Raw genomic sequence first — 25,775 nt, forward strand, 5'->3', positions numbered from 1 at the left:
GGGGGCCCAGCCCCCGAAACGGGGTCCGGGGCGGAGCCCCGGTATCGGGAAGGGGCGGGGCGGGGAGAAGGCCCCGCGCAGCGGCCCGGCCCCACCCCGCAGAGCACCGCACCCCGCAGGGCACAGCACCCCGCCCGGCAGACCCGCCCCCGCAGACCCGCAGGGAGCCCCCCTCAGACCCGCAGGGTCACCCGCTCGGCCCCCACCCGCTCCACCACCTTCTCCTCCGCCAACACGGAAAGGTTCCGGCACAGCACCACGGAACCCCCCACCGCCATCGGCGCGAAGAGCCCCGCGGACAGCCCCTCCCAGGAGGAGTAGTCCCCGTCGACGAGCACCCGCGCCCCCGCCTCCAGCCCGATCCGCTCCGCGTCGGCCCGGGCCCGGGCCACCAGCTCCGCGTGGGTGAGTTCGGTACCGGCGACGGCGAGGCCGGGGCCGGCCGGGTCCACGGGCACGAAGGGGGCGAAGCGGTCGCCCTGCCCGGGCACCTCGACCGCGTAGTCCGCGAAGCCCGCCGGCGGCTGGGGGAAGCGCCCGCCGAGCGGCCGCAGGGCCAGCGCCACCCGCTCTCCGGAGCAGGCCCGCGCCTCCTCCAGGGTGTCGGGCCCGGTCACGACCAGGTCGGCGTCGGCGGGGTCCCCGGCGACCTCGGCCACCACGCCCACCGAGGCGCAGGCCAGCAGCCACACGGCGGTCTGCCAGTGCGCGGGCAGCAGCAGGGCGAGCCGGTCGCCGGGCGCGGCGCCCAGGTCGCCCTGGAGGAGGTTGGCGGTCTTGGACACCCAATTGGCGAAGGTGGCCACGGACAATTCCACGCGTTCGCCCGTGGCGTCGTCGTAGAAGGTGACGAGCGGGCGGGCGGGATCCGTGGCGAGCGCGGATCGCAGCAGGTCGGCAGGGGTGCGGTCGTTGGCGTTCACCCGGCCCAGGGTAGTCGTCGCGGCCACCGTGCCCTCGCCCGTACGGACCACCGCCCGGTCACCCGTACGGAGGCCCCGCTGACGGCGTGTCATCGGACGGTGCGTCAGTTTCCGATGGCGGACGCCCGCGAGTGTGCTCAGCATCCTTGTCATGCGTGGATTCCTTGCTTCCTCGATCGGCGTCGCGACCGCGGCCGCACTGGCCCTCCCGCTCGCGCTCCCCACTCAGGCACTGGCCGCCCACGTGACCCCGGCGGCCCCGGCCGCCCCGGCGGCGGTCGCGGAGCGGGCCGGTGCCGCCGCCCCCGCGGGCTCGACCCAGTCCCTCCCTCTCATCCCCCTCGCCCCGCCCGGCCACCGGGCCGGCCGGGTCCCCGGCATGTCGGCGGCCACCCCGCCGGACCCCGAGACCCGCGGGCTGCCCGCCCGCGAGGTGAAGACCTTCTCCATGGTCGGCGTGGTCTGGGACGACGCCGCCACCGAACTCCACGGGCGGGTGCAGGTCCGTACCCGCTCCGCGGAGACCGCCGTCTGGTCCGACTGGCAGGACGTCGAGACCCACAACGGCGAGCACTCCGCCGACCTGGACGCGGCGGAGCGCAGCTCGGGTCGGGTGCGCGGGGCGACGGCCCCGCTCTGGGTGGGCGAGTCGGACGGTGTGGAGGTCCGCGTCCAGGCGGAGCCCGGCACCTCGGACCGTTCGGTCGTCGGCCACCTGCCCACGGGCATGCGCATCGAGCTCATCGACCCGGGCGCGGCCCCCGATGCCGCCCCCACCGTCCTCCCGGCCCCCGTCGCGGCCCCCGTCCTCCCGGCCGCGCCCCGTACCCCGCGCCTCCCCGGCACCTCCGCCGGCGATACCCCGGGCACCCCGCCCGGATCCGTCACGGGCGCGAGCGCCGGCAAGGGCACCGCCCCGGCCCCCGGCACGGCCCCCGAGAAGACGACGTCCAAGCCCGCCGCCAAGCCGGCCGCCAAGCCCGCCGACGACAAGGGCAAGACCCCTCAGGCCCCCCAGGCCCCCGGCCTCGGCATGGCCGCCGCCGAGAGCTCCGCCGCGAACCTCCCCCTCGCCCCCATCGGCGCCGAGGAGATCACCGAGCAGAACAAGGCCGACTCGACCGCCGACGCCATGGTCGCCGTCGAGGGCGGCCAGACCGGCGTGGCCGCCCGCCCCTACATCGGTCCGCGCCCGCGGATCATCACCCGCAAGGGCTGGGGCGCCGACGAGTCCCTGCGCGAGCCCGGCTTCGCCTACACGGGCACCGTGAAGGCGGCCTTCGTCCACCACAGCGCCTCCGGCAACAACTACACCTGCGCCCAGGCCCCGGCCGTCCTGCGCAGCCTGTACCGCTACCACGTGGTCAGCAGCGGCTGGCGGGACTTCGGCTACAACTTCGCCGTGGACAAGTGCGGCAACGTCTACGAGGGCCGCGCCGGCGGCGTGGCGAAGGCGGTGCTGGGCGCCCACACCATGGGCTTCAACACCAACAGCATGGGCGTGGCCGTCCTCGGCTCGTACACGGACACCGCCCCGCCCGCGGCCGCCGTCACCGCCATCGCCCGCCTCACCGCCTGGAAGCTGGGCCTGTACGGGGCCAACCCGCTCGGCAAGACCACCCTGAAGTCGGGCGGCGGCAACCTCTACAAGAAGGGCAGCAACGTCAAGCTGAACGTGATCTCCGGGCACCGCGACGGCTTCGCCACCGAGTGCCCCGGCCGAAAGCTCTACGGAAAGCTGGGGACGGCCCGTACGACCTCGGCCCGATACCAGGGCCGGTGACACCCTGCATACACTGACGCACCACCCATCCGTGGCGCGGCAGGAAGCAGAGACACCACCTTGAGCTTGACGGAAGCGATCCTCCTGGTAGGAGGCAAAGGGACGCGCCTGCGCCCGCTGACGGTGAACACCCCGAAGCCGATGGTCCCGGCGGCGGGCGTGCCCTTCCTGACGCACCAGCTGGCCCGCGCCCGGGCCGCCGGCGTGGAACACGTCGTCCTGGCCACCTCCTACCTGGCGGAGGTCTTCGAACCGTACTTCGGCGACGGCTCCGCGCTGGGCCTGCACCTGGAGTACGTGACCGAGGAGGAGCCGCTGGGCACGGGCGGGGCCATCCGCAACGTCGCCTCCCGGCTCCGCTCGGCCCCCGGGGACCCCGTACTGATCTTCAACGGGGACATCCTCACCGGCCTCGACATACCCGCCCTGCTGGACGTCCACCGCGGCTCCGGCGCGGACGTCTCCCTGCACCTCACCCGCGTCGAGGACCCCCGGGCCTTCGGGCTCGTGCCCACCGACGCCACCGGGCGCGTCACGGCCTTCCTGGAGAAGCCGCAGACCCCCGAGGAGATCGTGACCGACCAGGTCAACGCCGGGGCGTACGTCTTCCGCCGCTCCGTGATCGACACGATCCCGGCCGGCCGGCCCGTCTCGGTGGAACGCGAGACCTTCCCCGACCTCCTCGCCTCCGGAGCCCACCTCCAGGGCATGGTCGACTCCACGTACTGGCTGGACCTCGGCACCCCGCAGGCCTTCGTCCGCGGCTCCGCCGACCTGGTCATGGGCCACGCCCCCTCCCCGGCGGTCCCCGGCCCCTGCGGCGAGAGCCTGGTCCTGGAGGGCGCGACGGTCGCCCCCGACGCCAAGCTGTCCGGCGGTACGGTCGTCTCCCCGGGCGCGGTCATCGGCGCCGGGGCCCGCGTGCACGGCAGCGCGGTGCTGCCCGGCGCGGTCGTCGGCGAGGACGCCGTCGTCACCGACTCCTACCTCGGCCCCCGCACCCGCGTGGGCGCCCGCACCGCCCTGACCGGCGCCGTCATCGGCGACGGTGCCGACGTCGGCCCGGACAACGAGCTCCCCGCCGGCGCCCGCGTCTGGTGCGAAGCGACCCTCCCCGCGGCCACCCTCCGCTTCAGCCCGGACCAGTAGCCCGCCGGCGGAGCCCCCGAAAGAGGTCCGGGGCGGAGCCCCGGTTCGGGAAGGGGCGGGGTGGGGAACAGCCCCGCGGGGATACGCTCGAACCGTGGCAGGCCGCTTCGATCCCCGCACCCCACCCCCCACCCCGCCCACCCGCACCACGGTCCGCGGCGGCCACCTCCCCCTGCCCGCCCACACCGGACCCGCCCCCCGACCCACCCCCGCCCGCACCCGCTCCTGGCCCCCACCGGCCCCCCTCGACCTGGGCCTCACCCTGGGCCCCCTCCGCCGAGGCCCCGGCGACCCCACCTTCCGCGTCACCCCGGACGGCTCGGTCTGGCGGGCCAGCCGCACCCCGCAGGGTCCGGGCACCCTCCGGGTGTCCCTGCGCCGGGGCACCGCCGAGCACGGCACGGTCGAGGCGGAGGCCTGGGGCCCCGGCGCGGACTGGCTGCTGGAGACCCTGCCGGTGCTGCTGGGCGCCGAGGACGACCCGGCCGCCTTCGTCCCCCGCCACCGCCTCGTCCACGCCTCGCACCGCCGCCGCCCGGGTCTGCGGCTGGTCCGCACCGGGCTGGTCCTGGAATCGCTGATCCCGGTGGTGCTGGAGCAGAAGGTCACCTCCGACGAGGCGTACCGAGGCTGGCGCCGCCTGGTCACCGGGCACGGCGAACCGGCCCCCGGTCCGGGCCCCGGCGGCGGCGCCCCGGAGCTGTACGTCGTCCCCGACCCGGCCGGCTGGCTCCGCATCGCCTCCTGGGACTGGCACCGCGCCGGCGTGGACGGGAAGCGCTCGGCGACGATCCTGCGGGCGGCCCGGGTGGCGGCCCGGATGGAGGAGGCCGCCGGCATGGCCCCGGCCGAGGCGGCGGCCCGCCTGGAGCTGGTCCCGGGCGTCGGCCCGTGGACCTCCGCCGAGACCGTCCAGCGCAGCCACGGCGCCCCGGACGCGGTCACCACCGGAGACCTGCACCTGCCGGGCATCATCGGCCACGCGCTGGCGGGCGAGCGGGAGGCGGACGACGCCCGGATGCTCGAACTCCTCGCCCCGTACGCGGGCCAGCGCCACCGGGCCGCCCGCCTCATCCTGCTCGCCGGCGCCACCCCGGCCCGCCGAGCCCCCCGCATGCCCCGCACGGACATCGCCCGCTACTGACCTGCGGCGACCCGCTGCCATGGGCAAGCGAACCGGGGGGATAGGCTCACCGCCGCCGTGGCCGGGGGGCCACGGAGCACGGATCTTCGATGGGAATCTCCCTGTGCCTCTGAACACGCGCGCTCGCGCCGTGGCCGCCACGGTTGCCGTGGCCGCACTGACCGCCTTCACTCCGGCGACCTCCTCGACGGCCGCTCCCGCGGCACCGTTGAACGTCACCGCCGACGCGGTCTTCAACGATCCGCTGGACACCACGCGCCAGGACACGATCAAGCAGAAGCTTCTCCAGCTGATCGATGCCACCCGTGAGGGATCCGAGATCCACGGTTCCGTCTACAAGTTCACCGACAACGACATCAGGGACGCCCTGCTTGCCGCCGCGGCCCGCAAGGTCAAGGTCAAGATGATCGTGGACGGTGACAACAGGACCCTTGCGGGAGGGGAGAGCGGCAGGCTCGGTGAGCTCAACTCCGACGCCTACCCCGGTTCGTCCTTCCTCGAATGTCCGGACAACCGCGGCTGCGTCGCCAACCGGACCGATGTGACAGCCGTGCCCGGTGGCAAGTCCAGCCCGATCAACCACAACAAGTTCTTCGTGTTCTCGGAGACGGGCGCCACCCGGAACGTCGTTTTCCAGACGACCGGGAACCTCACCGCCTCCCAGCAGACCAATTACCACAACAGCGCGGTCGTCCTGCCGGACGCCGACCTGTACCGGCACTACCGGGACCGCTGGGAAAGGCTCTCGGTCCACGGCCGGCCGGAAGGGTCCGGACTGCGTTCCGACTATGTGGAGGCCCCCTCCACGACCGGCCCCTATCGCGTGGCCTTCTTCCCGCGCGCCGAGACGGACGGCACCGCGTGGCACGCGGACCCCGCCACGGACACCGTCGTCCAGATCCTCCGCAACGTCGGGTGCGCACGCCCTGCCGGCACCCACGACACCCGTATCCGGATCGCGATGTTCGCGTTCACCCGGCCCCAGGTAGCCGACGAGCTCGTGCGGCTCAGGAAGGCGGGCTGCCAGGTCTACGTCTACGTCAACGACGTGGCGACCTCGGACGCGCCCGGCCCGGCGCTGTCGGACGCCGTGAAGTCCATCCTGCTCACGGGCAAGTTCAACCAGCTCAGGCTGTGCAAGGCGCCGGCCCTGCCCGGTCTCGCTCTGACAGAGGTCGGCGTCCACACGAAGGACTTGCTCATCGAGGGCACGTACGGCGGGGACACGGACGCCTCGGTTGTCTTCACCGGTAGCCACAACTACACGTTCCCGAACCTGCGGGGCAACGACGAGGCCCTCCTGAAGATCTCGGACCCTGCCGTCTACGCGAAGTTCGAGCACAACTTCGACGAGGTCCTCGACGGGGACGACGGCGGAATCTGCGGCACCGACGTCAAGTAGGCCGACGGGATCGGGCCCCGCGCGTGCGGGGCCCGATCCCTGCAGACGGTTCACGCCGTTCTGCGGCACCGCTCAGCGGACCTCGATGAACTCCGCCGGGTCCCGCGGTGGCCGGTCCGGCGCGGGAGCCGCGGGACGGCCCACCGCGACGGTGCCCATCGGGTCCCAGTCGCCGGGCAGCCCGAGGACCTTGCGGACCACCTCGCGGCAGAACATCGTGGAGGAGACCCAGGCCGAGCCCAGCCCCTCTCCGGCCAGCGCCACCAGCAGGTTCTGCACCCCGGCCCCCGCCGAGACCACGAACATCTCCCGCTCGGCGGTGTCGCGCCGGGCGTCCCCGTAGTGGTGCGCCCCGTCCGTGACCAGGCAGGGCACGATCAGGTACGGGGCGGCCCGCAGCAGGTCCCCGCGGCGGACCCGCTTGGCCACCGCCTCCTCGGAGCGGCCGTCCCCGCGCAGGTCCGCGATCCACGCCTCGCGCATCGCGTCCAGCAGCTCGGTGCGGGAGGCGGCCGATTCGAGGAGGACGAACCGCCAGGGCGTGGTGTGGTGCGGGGCCGGGGCGGTCAGGGCGGCGGCCACCGCCCGGCGGACCGCGCCCGGGTCCACGGGGTCGGGCAGGAAGGTCCGTACGGTCCGGCGCCGGGTGACGGCCTCCCGGACCGCCTCGGAGGTGCCGAGGCGGAACATGTCCTCCCCGGCGGTCCGTTGCAGTTCCCGGGCCGAGCCCTCGCCGAGCAGGTGCGGGAGTCCGCGGACGACGGCCACCGGCAGCCCGCTCGCCTTGCCCTTCACCAGGTCGCCCGCCGCGGCGAGTTCGTCGGCGCCGGCCACCACCGTGACGCTGAGCTCGTTGCCGTGGGAGTCGGTGCCGCCGCGCAGGTCGTCCAGGACCCGCACGCCGGCGGCGCCGATGGCGATGTCGGTGAGGCCGTTGCGCCAGGGCCGGCCCACCGTGTCGGTGACGAGGACGCCGACGCGCACCCCGAGCAGCCGGTACAGGCCCTCGCGCAGGGCGCGGGCGGAGGCGTCCGGGTCCTCGGGGAGGAGCAGCACGGTGCCGGGGGCGGTGTTGGAGGCGTCCACCCCGGCCGCCGCCATCACCAGTCCCTGCCGGTTCTCCACGATCCGCAGGGGGCCGCGGCGGGCGACCACGCGGACGGTCTCGGCGTCCACGGCCTCGTCCCGGGAGGTGGCGGGCAGGATCCTGCCCTCCGCCTTGGAGACGATCTTCGAGGTGACGAGGAGCACGTCCCCGTCGGCCAGGTCCGGTCCGGCGGCCGCGATCAGCGCGGCCAGATCGGCCCCGGGCTCCACCTCGGGCAGCCCGGGGAGGGCCCACACGGTGTAGCGGGGCCCGTCCCCGTCGACGTCCGGGCCGCCGTTCGCGGCTCCGGCCCCCGCTCCCGGCGCCACCGCGGGGGGCGTCACCGGACCGCCTCCGCCAGCGCCAGGGCCTCCCGGGCCATGGCCGCGGTGGCCTCGGTGTCGGTCATCATCAGCGGGACGGCGCGGCAGCGGATCCCGGCGGCCTCGACGGTCTCCACCGCGTCGGTGTCGGCGGTGTCCACCAGCCAACCGTCGAGCAGTCCGGTCCCGTAGTGCAGGGCCACCGCGGAGGCCGTGGACTCGACGCCCACCGCGGCCAGCACCTTGTCGGCCATGCCGCGCACGGGCGCCCCGCCCACGATGGGGGAGAGGCCGATCACGGGGGCCGCGGCACCCGCCACGGCCTCCCGGATCCCGGGCACGGACAGGATGGTGCCGACCGACACCACCGGGTTCGACGGCGGGAAGAGGATCACGTCGGCCTCCGCCAGGGCCTCCAGGACCCCGGGGGCGGGCTTCGCCGTGTCGGCGCCCACGGGGACGACGGCCTCCGCGTCCACCGCGGCGCGCATCTTGACCCAGTACTCCTGGAAGTGGATGAAGCGTCGCCCGTCGGTGCCGGGCTCGGTGACGGCGACGTGGGTCTCGACCCGGTCGTCGGACATGGGGAGCAGCCGGACCCCGGGCTGCCAGCGGTCGCACAGGGCCTCGGTGACGGCGCTGAGCGGGTACCCGGCGGAGAGCATCTGGGTACGGACGATGTGGGTGGCGAAGTCGCGGTCGCCGAGTCCGAACCAGGAGGGTCCGACCCCGTAGGCGGCCAGCTCCTCCTTGACGGTGAAGGACTCGTCGGTACGGCCCCAGCCCTGGTCCTCGTTGATGCCACCGCCGAGGGTGTACATCACCGTGTCCAGATCGGGGCACACCTTCAGCCCGAACAGGTGAATGTCGTCACCGGTGTTGCCGATGACCGTGATGTCCGCGTCGGGCGCGGCTGCCTTCAGTCCGCGGAGGAAGCGGGCGCCGCCGATACCGCCGGCCAGTACAACAATGCGCATGCCCGCAGTGTGTCAGGCGGTGCGCGAGCCCTGCCGGGAAGGGGCGGAAGCCTGCGCCGGGGTGAGGTGGAGGGTGCCGAAACCGGGACCGGTGGCGGTGGTGTGCGCGCCGGGGCCGGCGTGGTGCGCGGCGACCGTGCTGCCGGACGGGTGCATCGGCATGTCGGTGAGGCCGGGGAAGTAGACGTGCAGGCTGACGGCCGGTTCGAGGGAGTCGTTGACGACCTCGTGGAGGTGGCCGGGGGAGAGGACGCGCTCCGCGCCGGCGTCGAGGGCGAGGCGGCCGCGCTCGTTGCGTTCGGTCAGGACCCCGTCGAGGACGGTCATGACGGCGGAGGAGCGGCCGTGGCCGTGGAGTCCGCTGCCCTGGCCGGGCACCCAGCTCAGCAGCCAGGCCTCGTAGCCGGGGCCGGTGCGCAGGCGGTGGTACCAGCGGCTGGTGGCGTCGTAGCGGACGAGGTGTTCCCACGTTTCGCGATCGTCGGCGAGGGCACGCGAGAGACCGACGAACTCGGCCACGGTGGTGGGGTGTTCCTTGGCGGGCTGAAGCAGGTGCGGCACTTCGAGGATGTCGCCGGCGATCTGGAGGTCGCTGTCGCTGTTCATGGGGAGGGTGTCCTCGGCGTATGTCAGGCGGTGCGGTGGGCTGTTGCCCGGATGACGGGCGGCCGCGCGGGGCGCGGCTTCGGCTGGAGCTCTGGAGGCATCAACAGCTGTGACAGCAACAGCGGACCTGGGCAGCGCGAAGGGACCCGCGGACGGGGTCTCCGAAGTGCGCTGCGGTCGCTGACATGAAAACAAGGAGAGCGGGTACAGGGCGGCACTGTCAACCCAATGTCCGGTTTGGGAGATAACTTTCACCTCATCCGGTTACTGTGGCCGGAGAAAGGTTTGTGCATGTCTGACCCGGGCAGGGGGCCGCTATCCGGCCTTCGCCGACTCCTCGGTCGACCCTTCGATCACCCTCTCGTTCCGTCACTCCGGGTGACCGTCCGGCCGGAATGTGATCCGCGCCGCTTCTCGACGGGGACCGCAACAGCGAGCGGTTGTGATGCGTCCGTTACGGAAGAGGTGGTGGGTGCCTCCTCGGCTCGTGCGGGTTGCGCGTGGCATGTGTCACGATTTTTGGCGATATGAACACTTTCCGTATACGCTTGGTTCCGCAGAGTGAATAACGGGCCCAATAGCAGATCTCGGCTTGACTGCCCCGGATCCACACACTTGTAATTTCACTCGTGTCGTTCGACCGCATTGGGTGACGACATCAGCACGGGGACGCAAAGAACAGACGAGGGGCGCACATGACCGAGCTGTTTCAGGAACTGCTGGTCGAAGAGGCGGACGAGGAGGCCGGGTGGCAGGAGCGCGCACTGTGCGCCCAGACCGACCCCGAGTCCTTCTTTCCCGAGAAGGGCGGCTCCACCCGCGAGGCCAAGAAGGTCTGCCTCGCCTGTGAGGTCCGCTCCGAATGCCTTGAATACGCCCTCGCCAATGACGAGCGCTTCGGAATCTGGGGCGGCCTGTCCGAACGTGAACGCCGCCGACTGAAGAAGGCCGCGGTCTGACACCCCTCGGACCCCGCCCGGACGAACAACCGCTACGCCGGACAATCGAATACGCGAACAAACGGTCCGCCTCCCGCCCCTTCCCCGCAGGAGGCGGACCGTCGTGTTGCGCAGCCGTTAATGTGGGGCGCTGTCCAGCAGCCTCCGGGGCGCTCCCGCTCCCGGACCCCCGGCCGGAGGGCCCGTACCGCGATGTCCGTGCACAGCCACTCGACGACCGGCCACAGCCCGGCCGCCACCCCAGAGTTCCCGCGGCATGTCGTCACCGCCGTCCTCGTCGCCCACGACGGCGCCCGCTGGCTGCCCCAGGCCCTGGCCGGGCTCCTCGGGCAGGAACGCCCGGTGCAGGACTGGGTGGCCGCCGACACCGGCAGCGCCGACGACTCCGCCCGGCTGCTCGGCGAAGCCCTCGGCGAGGACCGCGTCCTCAACCTGGCCCGCCGCACCGCCTTCGGCACCGCCGTCGACGAGGCCGTCCGCGCCACCACCCCCCTCACCCCCGAGGACCTGCCCTACCTGAAGCGGCCCAGCGGCTGGGACCCCGTCGCCCGCACCTGGCGGGACGACAGCTACGACCTCCCCGAGCTCCCGCACGGCGAACCCGTCCACTGGCTGTGGCTCCTCCACGACGACTGCGCCCCCGAACCCGACGCCCTCACCGAGCTGCTGCGCGTCGCCGACGGATCCCCCGAGGCCGCCGTCGTCGGCCCCAAGCTCCGCGGCTGGTACGACCGCAAGCAGCTCCTCGAAACCGGCGTCACCATCGCCCGCAGCGGCCGCCGCTGGACCGGCCTGGACCGCCGCGAACAGGACCAGGGCCAGCACGACCAGGTCCGCCCCGTCCTCGCCGTCTCCACCGCGGGCATGCTCGTCCGCCGCGAGGTCTTCGAAGCCCTCGGCGGCTTCGACCGCGCCCTCCCCCTCATGCGCGACGACGTCGACCTGTGCTGGCGCGCCCACGCCGCCGGGCACACCGTGCTCATCGCCCCCGACGCCGTGCTCCGGCACGCCGAGGCCGCCGCCCGGGAACGCCGCCCCATCGACTGCGCGGGCCGCTCCGCCCGCCGCTCCGTCTCCCCGCACCGCGTGGACAAGGCCGCCGCGGTCCACACCCTCCTCGTCAACACGCCCGCCCCCGCCCTCCCCTACGTGCTGCTCCGGCTCCTCCTCGGGACCGTCCTGCGCACCCTCGGCTACCTGGTGGGCAAGGCCCCCGGACAGGCCGTCGACGAGGTCGCGGGCGCCGTCCGCACCTTCCTGCGGCCCGGCCGCGTCCTGGCCGCCCGCCGGGCCCGGGGCCGCTCCACCGTCCCCGCCAAGGAGCTCCGCCCCCTCTTCCCACCGCCCGGCGCCACCCTCCGCGCCACCGTCGAACAACTCGCCGGATACCTCGGCGCCGACCGCGACTCCGACGCCGCGGGAGCGGGCCGCCACGGCGGGGCCGTCGAATCCGGACCGGGCGACGAGGACGCCGACTTCCTGGAGATCGAGCAGTTCGCCCGGGTCAAGCGGATCGCCCGGCGCCCCGCGCCCGTGCTCTTCGCCCTGCTGCTCCTCGTCTCCCTGATCGCCTGCCGCTCCCTCCTCACCGGCGGGTCCCTCGCCGGTGGGGCCCTGCTGCCCGCACCCGGCGGGGCGAGCGCCCTCTGGAGCCGCTACCTCGGCGAATGGCAGGCCGTCGGCACCGGCGGCACCTCCGCCGCCCCGCCCTACCTCGCCGTCCTCGCGGCCCTGGCCGCGTTCTTCCTCGGCTCCACCGGCCTCACCCTCACCGTCCTCCTGGTCTGCTCCGTGCCCCTGGCCGGACTCACCGCCTACTTCGCCTCCCGCCCCCTGGTCGAATCCCGACTGCTGAGGGCCTGGGCCGCCGTCGCCTACGCCTTCCTGCCCGCCGTCACCGGGGCCCTCGCGGGGGGCCGGCTCGGCACCGCCGTCCTCGCCGTCCTCCTGCCCCTGATGGCCCGCGCCGCCGTCACCGCCCACGGACTCGCCGGGGACCCGGCCCGCGGCGGCCGCCGCGCCGTGTGGACCTACGCCCTCCTGCTCACCCTGGCCACCGCCTTCACCCCCGTGGTCTGGCCGTTGGCCGTACTCCTCGGCGCCGCCGCCCTGATCCGCGGCCGAGCCGACCTGCGCACCCAGGGCCTCCGCTTCCTGGCCGTCGTCCTCACCCCGCTGATCGCCCTCGCCCCCTGGTCCCTGGAGCTGCTCACCAGCCCCTCGGCGCTGCTCCGCGAGGCCGGACTGCCCCAGGACGGCGGCTCCGCCGGCGCCCTCGACCTCCTCGGGCTCAGCCCCGGCGGCCCCGGCACCACCGGCGGCCCGCTGCTCGCCGGTGTGCTGCTCGCCGCCCTCGCCGCGCTGCTCCGCACGGACCGCCGCACCGCGATCCTCACCGCCTGGACCGCCGCCCTCACCGGCCTCCTCGCCGCCGTCCTCCTCGACCACGACGGCTGGGCCGGCCCCGGCACCCTCCTCTACGGCGCGGGCCTGCTCGCCGCCGCCGTGCTCGGCGCCGACGGGGCCCGCCACCGCGTCGCCGCCCGCAGCTTCGGCTGGCGTCAGCCCCTCGCCGCCCTGATCGCCTTGGCCGCCGCGGCCGGACCGGTCCTCGCCGCCTCCGCCTGGATGCTCCGCGGCGCCGACGAACCCCTCCAGCGCCGCGACCCGATCCAGGTCCCCGCCTTCGTCGCCGAGATGAGCGGTTCCCGCGACCAGCCCCGGACCCTCGTCCTCGCCGGCAAGGGGCCCGCCGAGCTCTCCTACGCCCTGGTCCGCGGCTCCGGCGGGCGCCTCGGTGACGCCGAGGCCGCCGCGGCCCGCGGGGAGGACCCGCGCCTGGACCGCGTCGTCGCCAACCTCGTCGCCGGCTCCGGCGCCGACCAGACCCGGCAGCTCGGCGACTACGCCGTCCGCTACGTCCTCCTCCAGGACGGCGCCCCCCAGCAGATGAGCCGCGTCCTCAACGCCACCCCCGGCCTCACCCGCCTCAGCAAGCTCGACGGCATCTCCCTCTGGGAGGTCAAGGGACAGGTGGCCCGGGCCGTCATCCGATCCGGCGAGCCCGGGGACGACCCGGTGCCCGTCGCCGCCGGCCCCGTCGAGGCCCACACCACCCTCCCGGACGGCCCCGCCGGACGCGTCCTGCGCATCGCCGACACCGCCGCCGAAGGCTGGCGGGCCACCCTCGACGGCAAGCCCCTCGTGAAGAAGACCCTCGACGGCTGGGCCCAGGGCTTCGAACTGCCCGCCCGGGGCGGCCGCCTCGACCTCACCTACGAGGACTCCCTCACCTCCTCCCTCTGGCACTGGCTCCAGGGCACCGCCGCCGTCCTCCTCCTGGTGATGGCCCTGCCCGGCCGCCGCCGCGAACTCGACGACGACCTCCCCGAGGAGGAGACCGCCCTCCCGGGCCAGGCCGACGGCGAGGGCCGCCGGGCCCGCCGGCTCCGCGCCGAGGCCGAGGCCGGCACCCGCCCCGAAGCGCAGGCCGACCCGTACGCCGTCCCCGAGGACGCGTACCCGGGCGTCCCCGCCCAGCCCGACCACGGTCGCTGGGACAGCCCCGAATACGCCGCGGCCCCCGTCACCGACCCCTACGGCCAAGCCCCCGGTGGGCAGGGACCCGGCCACGCCCCCGGCACCGGACACCCGTACGCCCCCCGGCCCGGCCACGACCCGGCCCCGGGTCACACCCCCGGCACCGCCTACGACCCGCAGGCCCCCTACGGCACCCCACCCGGCCCCGACCCCTCGTACGACCCCGACCCCTCGTACGGTCCCGGCCCCTCGTACGGCTACGAGTCCAGGGCCGGGTACGACTCACCGGGCGGCTACGAGCAGCAGGACGGCTACGACCAGCGGTCCGGGTACGCCCCGCAGCCCGGGTACGAACCCCGGTCCGGCCACGACCCCCAGGGCGGGTACGACCCGCAGGGCCACGACCACGGCACCGGCCACGGCCACGACCACCCGCGCCCCGACGGGAGCAGCCATCAGTGAAGCGCGCACCCCTGACCCTGGCCGCCGTGGCGGCGGCCCTCGCGGCCGTCACCGGCATCGCCGCCTTCACGGCGCCCGGCACGGACCCCGCCGCCTCAGGCGCCCCCGCGGCCCGCCTCCCCGTCGAACGGTCCACCCTCCTCTGCCCGGTGCCCAGCGGCTCCGACGTGGCCGAGACCTCCTACACCTCCTTCACCCCGGCGGGCAGCGCCACTGGTACGGCCACGCCCGGCGCCGCCGGGAAGACCGCGGACCGGGGCACCGCCGCCCTGGTCACGGCCGCCAAGCAGCCCAAGCCCCTGCTCACCCTCAGGGAGCCGGGCAAGCCGGTGGCCGCCACCGCGAACGGGGCCGAGGCCCCCGCCCTCGCGGGCTTCGCGGACGGGGCCCTCGCCCCCGGCTGGTCCGCGCAGCAGACCACCGTGGTGCCCGTGGGCTCTTCCCGGGGCCTGCTCGGCACCGCCTGCTCCGCCCCGGACACCGACTTCTGGTTCCCGGGCGCGAGCACCGCCAAGAACCGCCAGGACTACCTGCACCTCACCAACCCCGACGAGGACACCACCGCCGTGGTGGACATCGAGCTCCACGGACCCGAGGGCGTCCTCAAGTCCGAGTCCACGGCCACCGAGGGGTTCAAGGTGCCGCCCCGCACCAGCCTCTCCGTCTCCCTCGCCACCCTCTCCCCGGCCCCCACCGCCCAGGTCACCGTGCACGTGACCACCCGCAGCGGCCGGGTCGGCGCCACTGTGCTGGTCCAGGAGGACGGGGTGGGCGCGGACTGGCTGCCCGCCGCCACCGACGCCGCGCCCGAGCTGGTGCTCCCGGGCATCCCGGCCGACGCCACCTCCGTGCAGTTGATCGCCTTCGCCCCCGGCGAGGACGACGCGGACCTCTCACTCCGGCTGTCCGTGCCCACCGGCTCCATCACCCCCGCCGGATTCGAGACGCTGCGCGTCAAATCCGGCATGACCGCCTCGCTCGACCTCAAGAACGTCACCCGCGGCGAGCCCGGCACCCTGCTCCTCGCCCCGGCGGACTCCCGGCACCGCACCCCCGTGGTGGCCGCCCTGCGGGTGGTCCGCGGGACCGGTGAGAAGCAGGAGGTCGCCTACATCCCGGCGGCCGCCCCGGTCGGGGCCCGGGCCACCGCGGCCGACAACCGCGCCACCGGGGGCACCCTCACCCTCACCGCCCCCTCCGCGTCGGCCACCGTGAAGGTCACCGCCTCCGCGGGCACCGGCGGGGGCACCCCGGCGACGAAGACCTACACCGTCCGCGCCGGCAGCACCCTGGCCTTCGTCCCGCCGGTGCCCGGCGGTCTGAAGGGCGGCTACGCGCTGACCGTGGAGACGCGGAGCGGCGGTCCCGTGTACGCGGCCCGCACCCTGAGCCTGCCCCGGGACGGCATCCCGATGTTCACGGTGCAGACCCTCCAGGACGACCGGGGCACCGTCCCGGTGCCGCGGGCCGAACAGGACCTCTCCGTCCTCACCCGCTGACCCGTCCGGGCCCGGCACCCCGCCGGGCCCGCAGGACGCACCCCGGCCCGCAGGACGCACCCGGGCCGGACGCCCCCGGGCCGGAGGGCACACCTGGCCCCGAAGACGCTTCGGGCCCGGCCGGCCGCCGGCCGCGAACTCAGTCCGAGCCGTCCTGCCCGTACCGCGGATCCACCGACTCGGGGGAGAGGCCGAGGAGTTCGGCCACCTGCTCCACCACGATCTCGTGCACCAGCAGGGCCCGGTCGTCGCGGCTCTTGGTCCGGATCTCCACCGGACGCCGGTAGACCACGATCCGGGCCGGCCGGCCCTCCCCGGGCGGCACGAGACCGCCCAACGGCACGGCCTCGTCGTTCCACCCGCTGTCCGGGCCGCCCGGCTTCGGCACCTCCGCGACCATGAACTCCACGTCCGCGAGCTGCGGGAACCGGCGCTCCAACCGCTCCACCGAATCCTGGACCAGATCGCCGAAGAGCTCGGCCCTGCTGGCCGCCAACGGAACCTGGGGCGGGGCGACCGGGCCGCGCATCCCGCGGCCGTGCCGGTCCCGGCGCCGGATCCGGGGCTCGCCCCGGCGCTCGCCGGACGGGGTGGGTACGGAACTGTCCATCACCCCCGCAGGGTAGCTCCCGGGCGGCCCGCCGACCCGGTGATCACCACCGCGGCCGCCGGTCCGGACCCCGGGCCCCGCCCGGATCGACGTGTTGACCGGCCCACCCGCACCGATGAACGGCATGTGATCCGACCGGTGCCGAATCGTCCCCCGCCCGCCCCGCCCCGGAACGGTCCCCGCCCAGGTCAGAGGGGCCGTCAGGACCCTTGTTCGGAGCGGTATCCGGACACGACACGGAGGAGGGACCTGGGGGAGAGTCGTCGCGGCCCGGTCAAGAGTGCGGTACCGTCCAACGTCGTGAGCCCTGTACGTCGCTGTTCGCGCACCGCGTGCGGCCGCCCTGCCGTCGCAACACTGACGTACGTCTACGCCGACTCGACCGCAGTGCTCGGCCCGCTCGCCACCTACGCCGAGCCCCACTGCTACGACCTGTGCGCCGAGCACTCGGAGCGCCTGACCGCGCCCCGCGGCTGGGAGGTCGTCCGCCTCTCGGACGGTTCCGGCCCCGCCCGCCCCAGCGGCGACGACCTCGAAGCGCTGGCCAACGCCGTCCGGGAAGCCGCGCGCCCCCCGGAGCGGGCCCTGGAACCCGGCGGACCCGCCGGTGAACCCCGCCGTCACCTCCGCGTCCTGCGCTCGCCCGAATCCTGACCGCTTCGCCGTACCGCCTGAGGGTAGGTTGGGTGCACCGCACAGGACCTCAGGAGGGCTGGCCACGTGGCTGCTGATCTGTCCCAGATCGTCAAGGCGTACGACGTACGAGGGGTCGTCCCGGACCAGTGGGACGCCTCGCTCGCCGAACTCTTCGGAGCGGCGTTCGTCCAGGTCACCGACGCCCGGGCGATCGTGGTGGGCCACGACATGCGCCCCTCGTCCCCCGGCCTCTCCGAAGCCTTCGCCCGCGGCGCCGCGGCCCGCGGCGCGGACGTCACCCTGATCGGCCTCTGCTCCACCGACCAGCTCTACTTCGCCTCCGGCAGCCTCGGCCTGCCCGGCGCCATGTTCACGGCCTCCCACAACCCGGCCCAGTACAACGGCATCAAGATGTGCCGGGCGGGCGCCGCCCCCGTCGGCGAGTCCACCGGCCTCGCCGAGATCCGCGCCCTCGTCGAGGAGTGGTCCGACCACGGGGCCCCGGCCCCCGCCGCGACCCCCGGCGAGGTGACCCGCCGCGACACCCTCGCCGACTACGCCGCGCACCTGAACTCCCTCGTGGACCTCTCCTCGATCCGCCCCCTCAAGGTGGTCGTGGACGCGGGCAACGGCATGGGCGGCCACACCGTCCCCTCCGTTCTCGCCGGCCTGCCCCTCACCGTGGTCCCCCTGTACTTCGAACTCGACGGCACCTTCCCCAACCACGAGGCCAACCCCCTCGACCCGGCCAACATCGTGGACCTCCAGGCCCGCGTGCTCGCCGAGGGAGCCGACCTCGGCCTCGCCTTCGACGGGGACGCCGACCGCTGCTTCGTCGTCGACGAGCGCGGCGAGGGCGTCTCCCCCTCCGCGATCACCGCGCTCGTCGCCGCCCGCGAGCTCGACCGCAACGGCGGCACCGGAACCGTCATCCACAACCTCATCACCTCCTGGTCGGTGCCCGAGGTGGTCCGCGAGCACGGCGGCACCCCCGCCCGCACCCGGGTCGGCCACTCCTTCATCAAGGAGGAGATGGCCCGGACCGGCGCCATCTTCGGCGGCGAGCACTCGGCGCACTACTACTTCAAGGACTTCTGGAACGCCGACACCGGCATGCTGGCCGCCCTCCACGTGCTGGCCGCCCTCGGCGGCCAGCAGGGCCCCCTCTCCGGTCTCGTCGCCTCTTACGACCGCTACCAGGGCTCCGGTGAGATCAACTCCACCGTCGCCGACCAGCGGGGCCGTCTCGACGCGATCCGCGAGCGGTACACCGGCCGCCCCGGCCACGAAATCGACGAACTCGACGGCCTCACCGTCACCACCGCCGACTGGTGGTTCAACGTGCGCCCCTCCAACACCGAACCCCTCCTCCGCCTCAACGTGGAAGCCCGCGACGAGGCCACCCTCAAGACCGTCCGCGACGAGGTCCTCGCCCTCATCCGCGCCTGACCCGGACCCACCGCCGGCCCCGGTGCCCCACCGGGCCCGGCGGCCGGCACCGGCCCGCACCCCTTCCGTACCCGGCCCCCGTCCGGCACCACCCCCGACGGGACCCCGACCGGACCCGGAGAACACCCCGACCCGACCCCGGGACGGAACCCCGTGCGGGCGCCCCGGGCGCGCGCCCCGGACGCCGAGCCCGCCCCGGCCCCGCACCCGCCCTCCCGGGCCGCACGGCGCCCCCCACGGGGGTACCCTGACCTGGCCCGACCCCTACGCCCAGCACGCCCGAAAGGACACGCCATGCCGCTCGAAGCCGGCCTCCTGGAGATCCTCGCCTGCCCCGCCTGCCACGCACCGCTGCGGGACGAGACCACGGCCGAGACCCCGGAGCTGATCTGCACCGGCACCGACTGCGGCCTGGCGTACCCGGTGCGCGACGGCATCCCCGTCCTCCTCGTGGACGAGGCCCGTCGCCCGGTCTGACCCCCCCCCGGGGCCCGCCCCGACGCACGAACCGCAGGACCAGGACCCGCAAGGCCGGGACCCGGCCGGGACGGCCGGTCCGACCACCGACCGGAGCCGGAGGCCGCACATGCTCGACGAGTCGTTGCTCGACGCCCCTGAGGAACTCGCCCGCGTGGACCGCAAGGGGCTGCTGCGCGGCGCCGCCGAGGCGGGTGCCAGAGTCCGTACCGCGGCCCGGCACGCCGCCGACGCGGGCATCGCCGAGCTGCGCCCCGACGGCCGCCCCCGCGCCGTGCTCATCGCCGGCCCCGGCACGGCCGCCACCGGCGTCGCCGACCTGCTGAGCGCCCTCGCGGGCGCCTCCGCCCCGGTGACCCGCCTGCACCCCGCCGGCGTGGCCCCGGCCGCCGGCGCCCTGCGCTGGACCCTGCCCGGCTGGGCCGGCTCCGTGGACCTCCTGCTGATCGCCACCGTCGACGGCACCGAACCCGGCCTCGCCGCCCTGGCCGACCAGGCCTACCGCCGCGGCTGCACCGTGGTCGCCGTGGCCCCCGAGCGGTCCCCGCTCGCCGAGGCCGTGGCCGGGGCCCACGGACTGCTCGTCCCCATGGCCCGGCCCCCGCACCAGGACTTCGACGACGCCGCCACCGCCGCCGCCGGACCGGGCGCCCTGTGGGCCCTGCTCACCCCCCTCCTGGTGCTCCTCGACAAGCTCGGCCTGGTCTCCGCCGGACCCGAGGCCCTCCAGCGCGTCGCCGACCGGCTCGACCGCACCGCCGAACGCTGCGGCCCGGCCGTCGCCACCTACGGCAACCCCGCCAAGACCCTCGCCGCCGAACTCGCCGACTCCCTCCCGCTCATCTGGACCGAGGGAGAGGCGGCCGCCCCCGCGGGCCGCCGCTTCGCCGCCACCCTCGCCGAGCTCGCCGGCCGCCCCGCCCTCGCCGCCGAACTCCCCATGGCCCTGCCCGCCCACGGCGTCCTCCTCTCCGGAGCCTTCGCCGCGGGCGCCGATCCCGACGACTTCTTCCGTGACCGGGTGGAGGAGCCACAGGCCCTGCACACCCGGGTCGTCCTGCTGCGCGACCGGCCCACCGGCGGACTCACCGCCGCGCCCGCCGCCCGCGAACTCGCCCTCGGCCACGACACGGCCGTCAGCGAACTCGAACCCGAGGAGGGCGGCGAACTGGAACTCCTCGCCGAACTCCTCGCGGTCACGGATTTCGCCACCGCCTACCTGGCGCTGGCCTCAGGGGGACGTCCCTGACCGGGACGCACCGATCGGAGGACCGGCGCCACTCCCGGGACGGTCCTCCTCCCTCCTCCCAGGAAGACAGACGACCGATGGACCGCCTCTCGAACACCGTCCGCCCCTACGCCTGGGGCTCGACGACCGCGATACCCGAACTCCTCGGCGAGCAGCCCACCGGAGAACCCCAGGCCGAGATGTGGCTGGGCGCCCACCCCGGGGCCCCCTCCCGCCTGGACCGCGGAGCCGGGGAGACCACCCTCGCCGCGGTCATCGACGCCGACCCCGAAGGCGAACTCGGCGCCGCCGCCGTCGCCCGCTTCGGACCGCGCCTCCCCTTCCTCCTCAAGCTCCTCGCCGCCGGCGCCCCCCTCTCCCTCCAGGTCCACCCCGACCTGACCCAGGCCCGCGCCGGCTTCGAGGACGAGGAACGCCGCGGCGTCCCCCTGGACGCCCCGCACCGCAACTACAAGGACGCCAACCACAAGCCCGAACTCCTCTGCGCCCTCACCCCCTTCGACGGGCTCTGCGGGTTCCGTCCGCCGCTGGAGGCCGCCGAACTGCTCGCCGGGCTCCACGTGGACTCCCTGGAGCCCTACGTCGACCTGCTGCGCGCCCACCCCGAGGAGGCCGCCCTCCGCGAGGTCCTCACCGCCGTCCTCACCGCCGACCCGGAGGAGATGGCCGGCACCGTCAAGGAGGCCACCGCCGCCGCCGAACTCCTCGGCGGCCCGTACGCCCCCTACGCCTCCCTCGGCCACCACTACCCGGGCGACCCCGGGGTCATCGCCGCCCTGCTGCTCCACCACGTCCGACTCCTCCCCGGCGAGGCCCTGTTCCTCGGCGCCGGAGTCCCGCACGCCTACCTCGACGGCCTCGGCGTGGAGCTCATGGCCAACTCCGACAACGTCCTGCGCTGCGGGCTCACCCCCAAACACGTGGACGTCCCCGAACTCCTGCGCGTGGTCCGCTTCGAGGCCGCCGACCCGGCCGTGCTGCGCCCCGAGGGCGACGGCGAGGAGGTCTACGACACCCCCATCGACGAGTTCCGGCTCTCCCGGTTCGTCCTCGCCCCCGGCGCCGCCCCCCGCGAACTGCCCGCCGCCACCCCGCAGATCCTGCTCTGCACCGCGGGCGCCCCGACCGTGGACGGGCTCGCCCTGACACCCGGCGGATCGGTGTTCGTACCCGCCGGGGAAACGGTCCGCCTCGCCGGCACCGGCACCGTGTTCCGCGCCACGGTCCTGGTCTGACACCCCGCCCGTTCCGGCTGCTGCAACAATGTGCGGCCGGAACGCGGCGGCCGGTAAGGGCCGCCGCACGGAGGAAGGGACAACCAGCACCCATGAGCGCTTCGGGCGGAACCAAGGCGATCGTGGCGGCACTCGCCGCCAACCTGGCCATCGCCGCAGCCAAGTTCGTGGCGTTCCTGTTCAGTGGCTCCTCGTCCATGCTGGCCGAGAGCGTCCACTCGCTGGCCGACTCCGGCAACCAGGGACTCCTCCTGCTCGGCGGCAAGAAGGCCCAGCGCGAGGCGACCCCCCAACACCCCTTCGGGTACGGGCGCGAGCGCTACATCTACGCCTTCCTCGTCTCCATCGTGCTGTTCTCCGTCGGTGGCATGTTCGCCATCTACGAGGGCTACGAGAAGATCAAGGAACCGCACGCCATCGAGGCCTGGTACTGGCCGGTCGGCGTGCTCGTCTTCGCGATCATCGCCGAGTCCTTCTCCTTCCGCACCGCCATCAAGGAGTCCAACCAGATCCGCGGCGGCCTGACCTGGACCCAGTTCGTGCGCCGCGCCAAGGCCCCCGAGCTGCCCGTGGTCCTGCTGGAGGACCTCGGCGCCCTCGTCGGCCTGGTCCTCGCCCTCGGCGGCGTCGGCCTGGCCCTCCTGACCGGAGACGGCGTCTGGGACGGCATCGGCACCCTCTGCATCGGCATCCTGCTCATCGCCATCGCCATCGTGCTCGCCGCCGAGACCAAGTCCCTGCTGCTCGGCGAATCCGCGGGCACCGAAGAGGTCGAGAAGATCAAGGCCGCGATCGTCGACGGGGACACCGTCACCGCCCTGATCCACATGCGCACCCTCCACCTCGGCCCCGAGGAACTGCTCGTCGCCGCCAAGATCGCCGTCCAGCACGACGACTCCGCCGGCGAGGTGGCCCGCGCCATCAACGCCGCCGAGGAGCGCATCCGCGCCGCCGTCCCGATCGCCCGGGTCATCTACCTGGAGCCCGACATCTACAACCCGCAGGCCGCCGCGACCCCCACGGCCGCGCCCGGGGACGCCGGCGCCCACTGACCACCGGCACCACGCGCGAGGAGGGCCCCCGGAACGCGTCCCGGGGGCCCTCCTCGCGTACGACCGGCCGCTACCGGATCTCCCGGAGCACCTCCAGCACCGCCGCCTCGTCCGGAGCCGCCGACAGCCGCTCGCGGAACGCGGTGTCCATCAGCTTCCGGGACAGCAGCGCCAGGATCCGCAGGTGCTCGTCACCCGCCGCCGCCTCCGGCACCGAGATCATGAACACCAGGCGGGCCTTCGTCCCGTCCAGCGCGCCCCACTCGATGCCCTCCGAGGACCGCGCGAAGCCCACCGTCGGGCTGCTCACCGCGTCCGTCTTGGCGTGCGGGATGGCGATGGACTCGCCCAGCCCGGTGGTGCCCTGCGCCTCGCGGGCCAACGCCACCCGCACCAGCTCGTCCACGTCCCGGACGTTCCCGGTCCGGGCCAGCATCTCCGCCATCTCGCGGATCGCGGCCTCCTTGGAGTCCGCTGCCAGCTCCGTCCGCACGGTCCGCGCGTCGAGGTACCCGGAGAGCACTTCCCGCTCCGCCGCGTCGGCACCCGCACCACCCGCCGGGACGGGGGCCGCGACCGTGCCGCCGGCCGTACCGGCGCTCGTACCGGCACCCGCCGCGACCGCTCCGGCGCCCACGAGCACCGGCTCGGGCACGGCCGCCGCGACCGATGCCCCGCCCGCCTGCCGCTTGCGCTCCTTCAGCTCGATCAGGGCGTTGGTGGTCAGCGCGGTGACGACGGTGCCCGCGGCGATCGCCACGAAGAACCAGACCACCCCGCTGATCGCGCCCAGCGCGGCCACGATCGGCCCGCCGTGCGGCACGTGGTCGCCGACGCCGGCCACGCCCGCGATGGCACCGGCCACGGCACCGCCGAGCATGTTCGCCGGGATCACGATCGCGGGCCTCGCCGCGGCGAAGGGGATCGCGCCCTCCGAGATGCCGAACACGCCCATGAACAAGGCGGCCATGCCGGTGTCGCGTTCCTGGTCCGAGTACAGCTTCCGGCGCAGCACCGTCGCCAGGCCCTGACCGAGCGGCATCACCGGGATGGCGGCCGCGCACATGCCCATCACCGCGTAGTTCCCGGAGGCGATCAGACCGGTGCCGAAGAGGAAGGCCGTCTTGTTGACGGGTCCACCCATGTCGAAGGCGATCATCAGGCCGAGCAGGGCGCCGAGCAGGATGGCGCTCGTCCCCGTCAGCCCGCCGAGCCAACCGGTCAGGGACTCGAACACCCAGGAGACGGGCTTGCCGATGACGTAGATGAGGAACAGGCCCAGCACCGTCGTGGCCACAATCGGGATCACGATGATCGGCATGATCGGCTGGACGACCTTCGGGACCTTCACCTTCTTGATCCACAGGACCAGATAGCCGGCGAGGAAGCCCGTCACGATGGCGCCGATGAAGCCGGCACCCGACTTCGAGTCGTAGAGCGCGCCCGTGTTCGCGATGAAACCGCCGATCATGCCCGGCACCAGCGCGGGCCGGTCACCGATGGCATAGGCGATGTAACCCGACAGGATCGGGATCATGAGCGTGAAGCCCAGGACGCCGATCTGGAACAGGTGGTCCCAGAAGGTGCCCGGAGTGACCGCGTACCCCTCCGCCGTGGCGTGACCGCCCAGCGCCAGCGCGATGGCGATCAACAGACCGCCGACCACCACGAACGGGATCATGTACGAGACGCCGTTCATCAGCGCCTTGTACGCGAGGCTGCGCTCCTTGCCGCCGCCCCCGGCGCCCTCGGCCGACGCCGCCCCGGCCTGCACCGGCGCGCTCTGCACGAGCTCGATCAGCTCCTCCGGCCGGTGCACACCGTCCGCGACGCCGGTGGACAGGACCCGCTTCCCCGCGAAGCGGGTGCGGTCCACCTCCTTGTCGGCCGCGATGATGATGCCGTCGGCGTTCTTGACATCGTTGTCACTGAGCACGTTCTCGGCGCCGATGGAGCCCTGCGTCTCCACCTTCATCTCCACGCCCAGCCGGGCCGCGGCCTGCTGGAGCTTCTCGGCCGCCATGTAGGTGTGCGCGATGCCCGTGGGGCACGCCGTCACCGCGAGCAGCCTCAAGGGCTTGCGCCCGCTCGCGTCCCCGGCTCCTCGGGGCTCTGCCGGACTGGTCACGTGGCCTCTCCTCACACCGTTGCTCGTGCCGGATCGCGCGGAATCCCGATCCACTGGCATCGTCTCGCACGTAAGGGGGGCATCAAAAGTCCGAAAGACCCGAATCCGGCTACCCGTACGACCTGTCATCGAGCCGACGACTTGGCCAGGATCGACTGGGGGCAGCTGGGCCGTTCGGTGTAGATTCGTTGGCAGTGTCAGGCGTCGCTGCTGATGGCGGTCGGGCGGTCCACGGGACCGGCCGAGAGGAGAGAGGGCCTCCGACGGACTGCGCTCTGTGCGCCCCACCCGGCGCACGGCTCAGCCGTACCCTCTCGCACCCATCTGAGGAGCAGACGCATGGACTTCAAGGTCGCAGACCTCTCCCTGGCCACCTTCGGCCGCAAGGAGATCACGCTCGCCGAGCACGAGATGCCCGGCCTGATGTCGATCCGCAAGGAGTACGCGGACGCGCAGCCGCTCGCCGGCGCCCGGATCACCGGCTCCCTGCACATGACCGTGCAGACCGCCGTCCTGATCGAGACCCTCGTGGCCCTCGGCGCCGAGGTCCGCTGGGCCTCCTGCAACATCTTCTCCACCCAGGACCACGCGGCCGCGGCCATCGCGGTGGGCCCGAACGGGACCCCCGAGGCCCCGCAGGGCGTGCCGGTCTTCGCCTGGAAGGGCGAGACCCTGGAGGAGTACTGGTGGTGCACCGAGCAGGCCCTCACCTGGCCGAACACGCCCACCGGCGGCCCGAACATGATCCTCGACGACGGTGGTGACGCCACCCTCCTCGTCCACAAGGGCGTCGAGTTCGAGAAGGCCGGCTCCGCCCCGGACCCGTCCACCGCGGACTCCGAGGAGTACGGCCACATCCTCACCCTGCTCAACCGCACCCTCGGCGAGTCCCCCCAGAAGTGGACCCAGCTGGCGTCCGAGATCAAGGGCGTCACCGAGGAGACCACCACCGGCGTTCACCGCCTCTACGAGATGTTCCGCGAGGGCGACCTGCTCTTCCCCGCGATCAACGTGAACGACGCGGTGACGAAGTCGAAGTTCGACAACAAGTACGGCTGCCGGCACTCGCTGATCGACGGGATCAA

The 25,775-nt window shown here is 74.2% G+C and carries 20 protein-coding genes; 14 read left to right on the forward strand and 6 right to left on the reverse strand.

What is annotated here, in order from left to right; translation table 11 throughout:
* Window positions 1-173: 173 nt before the first annotated feature.
* Window positions 174-923 carry a TIGR03089 family protein gene (locus ABTZ17_RS27020; protein WP_352198347.1) on the reverse strand — a complete coding sequence of 250 codons (750 nt, stop codon included), beginning with the start codon at window positions 921-923 and terminating at the stop codon, window positions 174-176.
* 151 nt (window positions 924-1,074) lie between these two features.
* Here ABTZ17_RS27020 and ABTZ17_RS27025 point away from each other — a divergent pair, with 151 nt between their 5' ends.
* The 4 genes from ABTZ17_RS27025 (at window position 1,075) to ABTZ17_RS27040 (ending at window position 6,401) form a co-directional block, all read left to right on the forward strand.
* On the forward strand, window positions 1,075-2,706 hold the full coding sequence (locus tag ABTZ17_RS27025) for a peptidoglycan recognition protein family protein (protein ID WP_352198331.1): 1,632 nt from the start codon (window positions 1,075-1,077) through the stop codon (window positions 2,704-2,706).
* 66 nt (window positions 2,707-2,772) lie between these two features.
* The gene (gene manB, locus ABTZ17_RS27030) at window positions 2,773-3,855 is read left to right on the forward strand and encodes a mannose-1-phosphate guanylyltransferase (RefSeq protein ID WP_352198332.1); all 1,083 of its coding nucleotides are present in this window, start codon (window positions 2,773-2,775) and stop codon (window positions 3,853-3,855) included.
* Between the two features lie 94 nt (window positions 3,856-3,949).
* Window positions 3,950-4,999, forward strand: coding sequence for a DNA-3-methyladenine glycosylase family protein (locus ABTZ17_RS27035; protein WP_352198333.1), 1,050 nt, complete (start codon window positions 3,950-3,952; stop codon window positions 4,997-4,999).
* A 130-nt stretch (window positions 5,000-5,129) separates the two neighbouring features.
* Window positions 5,130-6,401 carry a phospholipase D-like domain-containing protein gene (locus ABTZ17_RS27040; RefSeq protein ID WP_352198334.1) on the forward strand — a complete coding sequence of 424 codons (1,272 nt, stop codon included), beginning with the start codon at window positions 5,130-5,132 and terminating at the stop codon, window positions 6,399-6,401.
* Between the two features lie 72 nt (window positions 6,402-6,473).
* On the opposite strand, the gene ABTZ17_RS27045 is transcribed toward ABTZ17_RS27040, so the two are convergent.
* Genes ABTZ17_RS27045 through ABTZ17_RS27055 form a run of 3 tightly spaced genes read right to left on the reverse strand, consistent with a single transcriptional unit; the run spans window position 6,474 to window position 9,394 of the window.
* The gene (locus ABTZ17_RS27045) at window positions 6,474-7,817 is read right to left on the reverse strand and encodes a coenzyme F420-0:L-glutamate ligase (RefSeq protein ID WP_502994861.1); all 1,344 of its coding nucleotides are present in this window, start codon (window positions 7,815-7,817) and stop codon (window positions 6,474-6,476) included.
* An 11-nt stretch (window positions 7,818-7,828) separates the two neighbouring features.
* Entirely contained in the window at window positions 7,829-8,788 is a 960-nt protein-coding gene (gene cofD / locus ABTZ17_RS27050; protein ID WP_352198335.1) for a 2-phospho-L-lactate transferase, read from the reverse strand.
* Window positions 8,789-8,800: 12 nt separating this feature from the next.
* On the reverse strand, window positions 8,801-9,394 hold the full coding sequence (locus ABTZ17_RS27055) for a cysteine dioxygenase (RefSeq protein WP_352198336.1): 594 nt from the start codon (window positions 9,392-9,394) through the stop codon (window positions 8,801-8,803).
* 695 nt (window positions 9,395-10,089) lie between these two features.
* Here ABTZ17_RS27055 and ABTZ17_RS27060 point away from each other — a divergent pair.
* The 3 genes from ABTZ17_RS27060 to ABTZ17_RS27070 all read left to right on the forward strand — a co-directional run bounded on the left by ABTZ17_RS27060 (window position 10,090) and on the right by ABTZ17_RS27070 (window position 15,854).
* On the forward strand, window positions 10,090-10,353 hold the full coding sequence (locus ABTZ17_RS27060; RefSeq protein ID WP_226734470.1) for a WhiB family transcriptional regulator: 264 nt from the start codon (window positions 10,090-10,092) through the stop codon (window positions 10,351-10,353).
* 192 nt (window positions 10,354-10,545) lie between these two features.
* Window positions 10,546-14,355 carry a glycosyltransferase family 2 protein gene (locus ABTZ17_RS27065; RefSeq protein ID WP_352198337.1) on the forward strand — a complete coding sequence of 1,270 codons (3,810 nt, stop codon included), beginning with the start codon at window positions 10,546-10,548 and terminating at the stop codon, window positions 14,353-14,355.
* Window positions 14,352-15,854, forward strand: coding sequence for a DUF5719 family protein (locus ABTZ17_RS27070; protein WP_352198338.1), 1,503 nt, complete (start codon window positions 14,352-14,354; stop codon window positions 15,852-15,854). Before ABTZ17_RS27065 ends, ABTZ17_RS27070 begins: the two co-directional genes overlap by 4 nt.
* Before the next feature lie 139 nt (window positions 15,855-15,993).
* Here ABTZ17_RS27070 and ABTZ17_RS27075 read toward each other — a convergent pair whose 3' ends face one another.
* Window positions 15,994-16,464, reverse strand: a complete 471-nt coding sequence (locus ABTZ17_RS27075; RefSeq protein ID WP_352198339.1) for a metallopeptidase family protein — start codon at window positions 16,462-16,464, stop codon at window positions 15,994-15,996.
* A gap of 249 nt (window positions 16,465-16,713) precedes the next feature.
* Here ABTZ17_RS27075 and ABTZ17_RS27080 point away from each other — a divergent pair, with 249 nt between their 5' ends.
* From ABTZ17_RS27080 to ABTZ17_RS27105, 6 genes are all read left to right on the forward strand, one after another.
* Window positions 16,714-17,118, forward strand: coding sequence for a DUF3499 domain-containing protein (locus tag ABTZ17_RS27080; RefSeq protein ID WP_352198349.1), 405 nt, complete (start codon window positions 16,714-16,716; stop codon window positions 17,116-17,118).
* A gap of 66 nt (window positions 17,119-17,184) precedes the next feature.
* The gene (locus tag ABTZ17_RS27085; RefSeq protein WP_352198340.1) at window positions 17,185-18,549 is read left to right on the forward strand and encodes a phosphomannomutase/phosphoglucomutase; all 1,365 of its coding nucleotides are present in this window, start codon (window positions 17,185-17,187) and stop codon (window positions 18,547-18,549) included.
* Between the two features lie 294 nt (window positions 18,550-18,843).
* Entirely contained in the window at window positions 18,844-19,026 is a 183-nt protein-coding gene (locus ABTZ17_RS27090; protein ID WP_352198341.1) for a Trm112 family protein, read from the forward strand.
* Between the two features lie 109 nt (window positions 19,027-19,135).
* Window positions 19,136-20,275 (forward strand): SIS domain-containing protein, encoded by a 1,140-nt coding sequence (locus ABTZ17_RS27095; protein ID WP_352198342.1) that lies wholly within the window; start codon window positions 19,136-19,138, stop codon window positions 20,273-20,275.
* Between the two features lie 77 nt (window positions 20,276-20,352).
* Complete coding sequence (manA, locus tag ABTZ17_RS27100; RefSeq protein ID WP_352198343.1) at window positions 20,353-21,510, forward strand: mannose-6-phosphate isomerase, class I; 1,158 nt, start codon at window positions 20,353-20,355, stop codon at window positions 21,508-21,510.
* A gap of 92 nt (window positions 21,511-21,602) precedes the next feature.
* Complete coding sequence (locus ABTZ17_RS27105; protein WP_352198344.1) at window positions 21,603-22,562, forward strand: cation diffusion facilitator family transporter; 960 nt, start codon at window positions 21,603-21,605, stop codon at window positions 22,560-22,562.
* Window positions 22,563-22,632: 70 nt separating this feature from the next.
* On the opposite strand, the gene ABTZ17_RS27110 is transcribed toward ABTZ17_RS27105, so the two are convergent.
* Window positions 22,633-24,690, reverse strand: a complete 2,058-nt coding sequence (locus ABTZ17_RS27110) for a fructose-specific PTS transporter subunit EIIC (RefSeq protein WP_352198345.1) — start codon at window positions 24,688-24,690, stop codon at window positions 22,633-22,635.
* 339 nt (window positions 24,691-25,029) lie between these two features.
* Between ABTZ17_RS27110 and ABTZ17_RS27115 the strand changes: the two genes are divergently transcribed.
* Window positions 25,030-25,775: adenosylhomocysteinase (locus tag ABTZ17_RS27115; RefSeq protein ID WP_352198346.1), on the forward strand; the 746-nt coding region annotated here is incomplete at its 3' end.

The sequence above is a fragment of the Streptomyces sp. NPDC097619 genome, assembly GCF_040302735.1.
In the GTDB taxonomy this organism is placed as follows: domain Bacteria; phylum Actinomycetota; class Actinomycetes; order Streptomycetales; family Streptomycetaceae; genus Streptomyces.

Excerpts from the sequence above, each read along its gene's own strand:
- ABTZ17_RS27025 (WP_352198331.1), top strand. The coding sequence starts at position 1,075 with ATGCGTGGATTCCTTGCTTCCTCGATCGGCGTCGCGACCGCGGCCGCA.
- cofD (WP_352198335.1), bottom strand. The coding sequence starts at position 8,788 with ATGCGCATTGTTGTACTGGCCGGCGGTATCGGCGGCGCCCGCTTCCTC.
- ABTZ17_RS27055 (WP_352198336.1), bottom strand. The coding sequence starts at position 9,394 with ATGAACAGCGACAGCGACCTCCAGATCGCCGGCGACATCCTCGAAGTG.
- ABTZ17_RS27060 (WP_226734470.1), top strand. The coding sequence starts at position 10,090 with ATGACCGAGCTGTTTCAGGAACTGCTGGTCGAAGAGGCGGACGAGGAG.
- ABTZ17_RS27065 (WP_352198337.1), top strand. The coding sequence starts at position 10,546 with ATGTCCGTGCACAGCCACTCGACGACCGGCCACAGCCCGGCCGCCACC.
- ABTZ17_RS27075 (WP_352198339.1), bottom strand. The coding sequence starts at position 16,464 with ATGGACAGTTCCGTACCCACCCCGTCCGGCGAGCGCCGGGGCGAGCCC.
- ABTZ17_RS27090 (WP_352198341.1), top strand. The coding sequence starts at position 18,844 with ATGCCGCTCGAAGCCGGCCTCCTGGAGATCCTCGCCTGCCCCGCCTGC.
- ABTZ17_RS27095 (WP_352198342.1), top strand. The coding sequence starts at position 19,136 with ATGCTCGACGAGTCGTTGCTCGACGCCCCTGAGGAACTCGCCCGCGTG.
- manA (WP_352198343.1), top strand. The coding sequence starts at position 20,353 with ATGGACCGCCTCTCGAACACCGTCCGCCCCTACGCCTGGGGCTCGACG.
- ABTZ17_RS27105 (WP_352198344.1), top strand. The coding sequence starts at position 21,603 with ATGAGCGCTTCGGGCGGAACCAAGGCGATCGTGGCGGCACTCGCCGCC.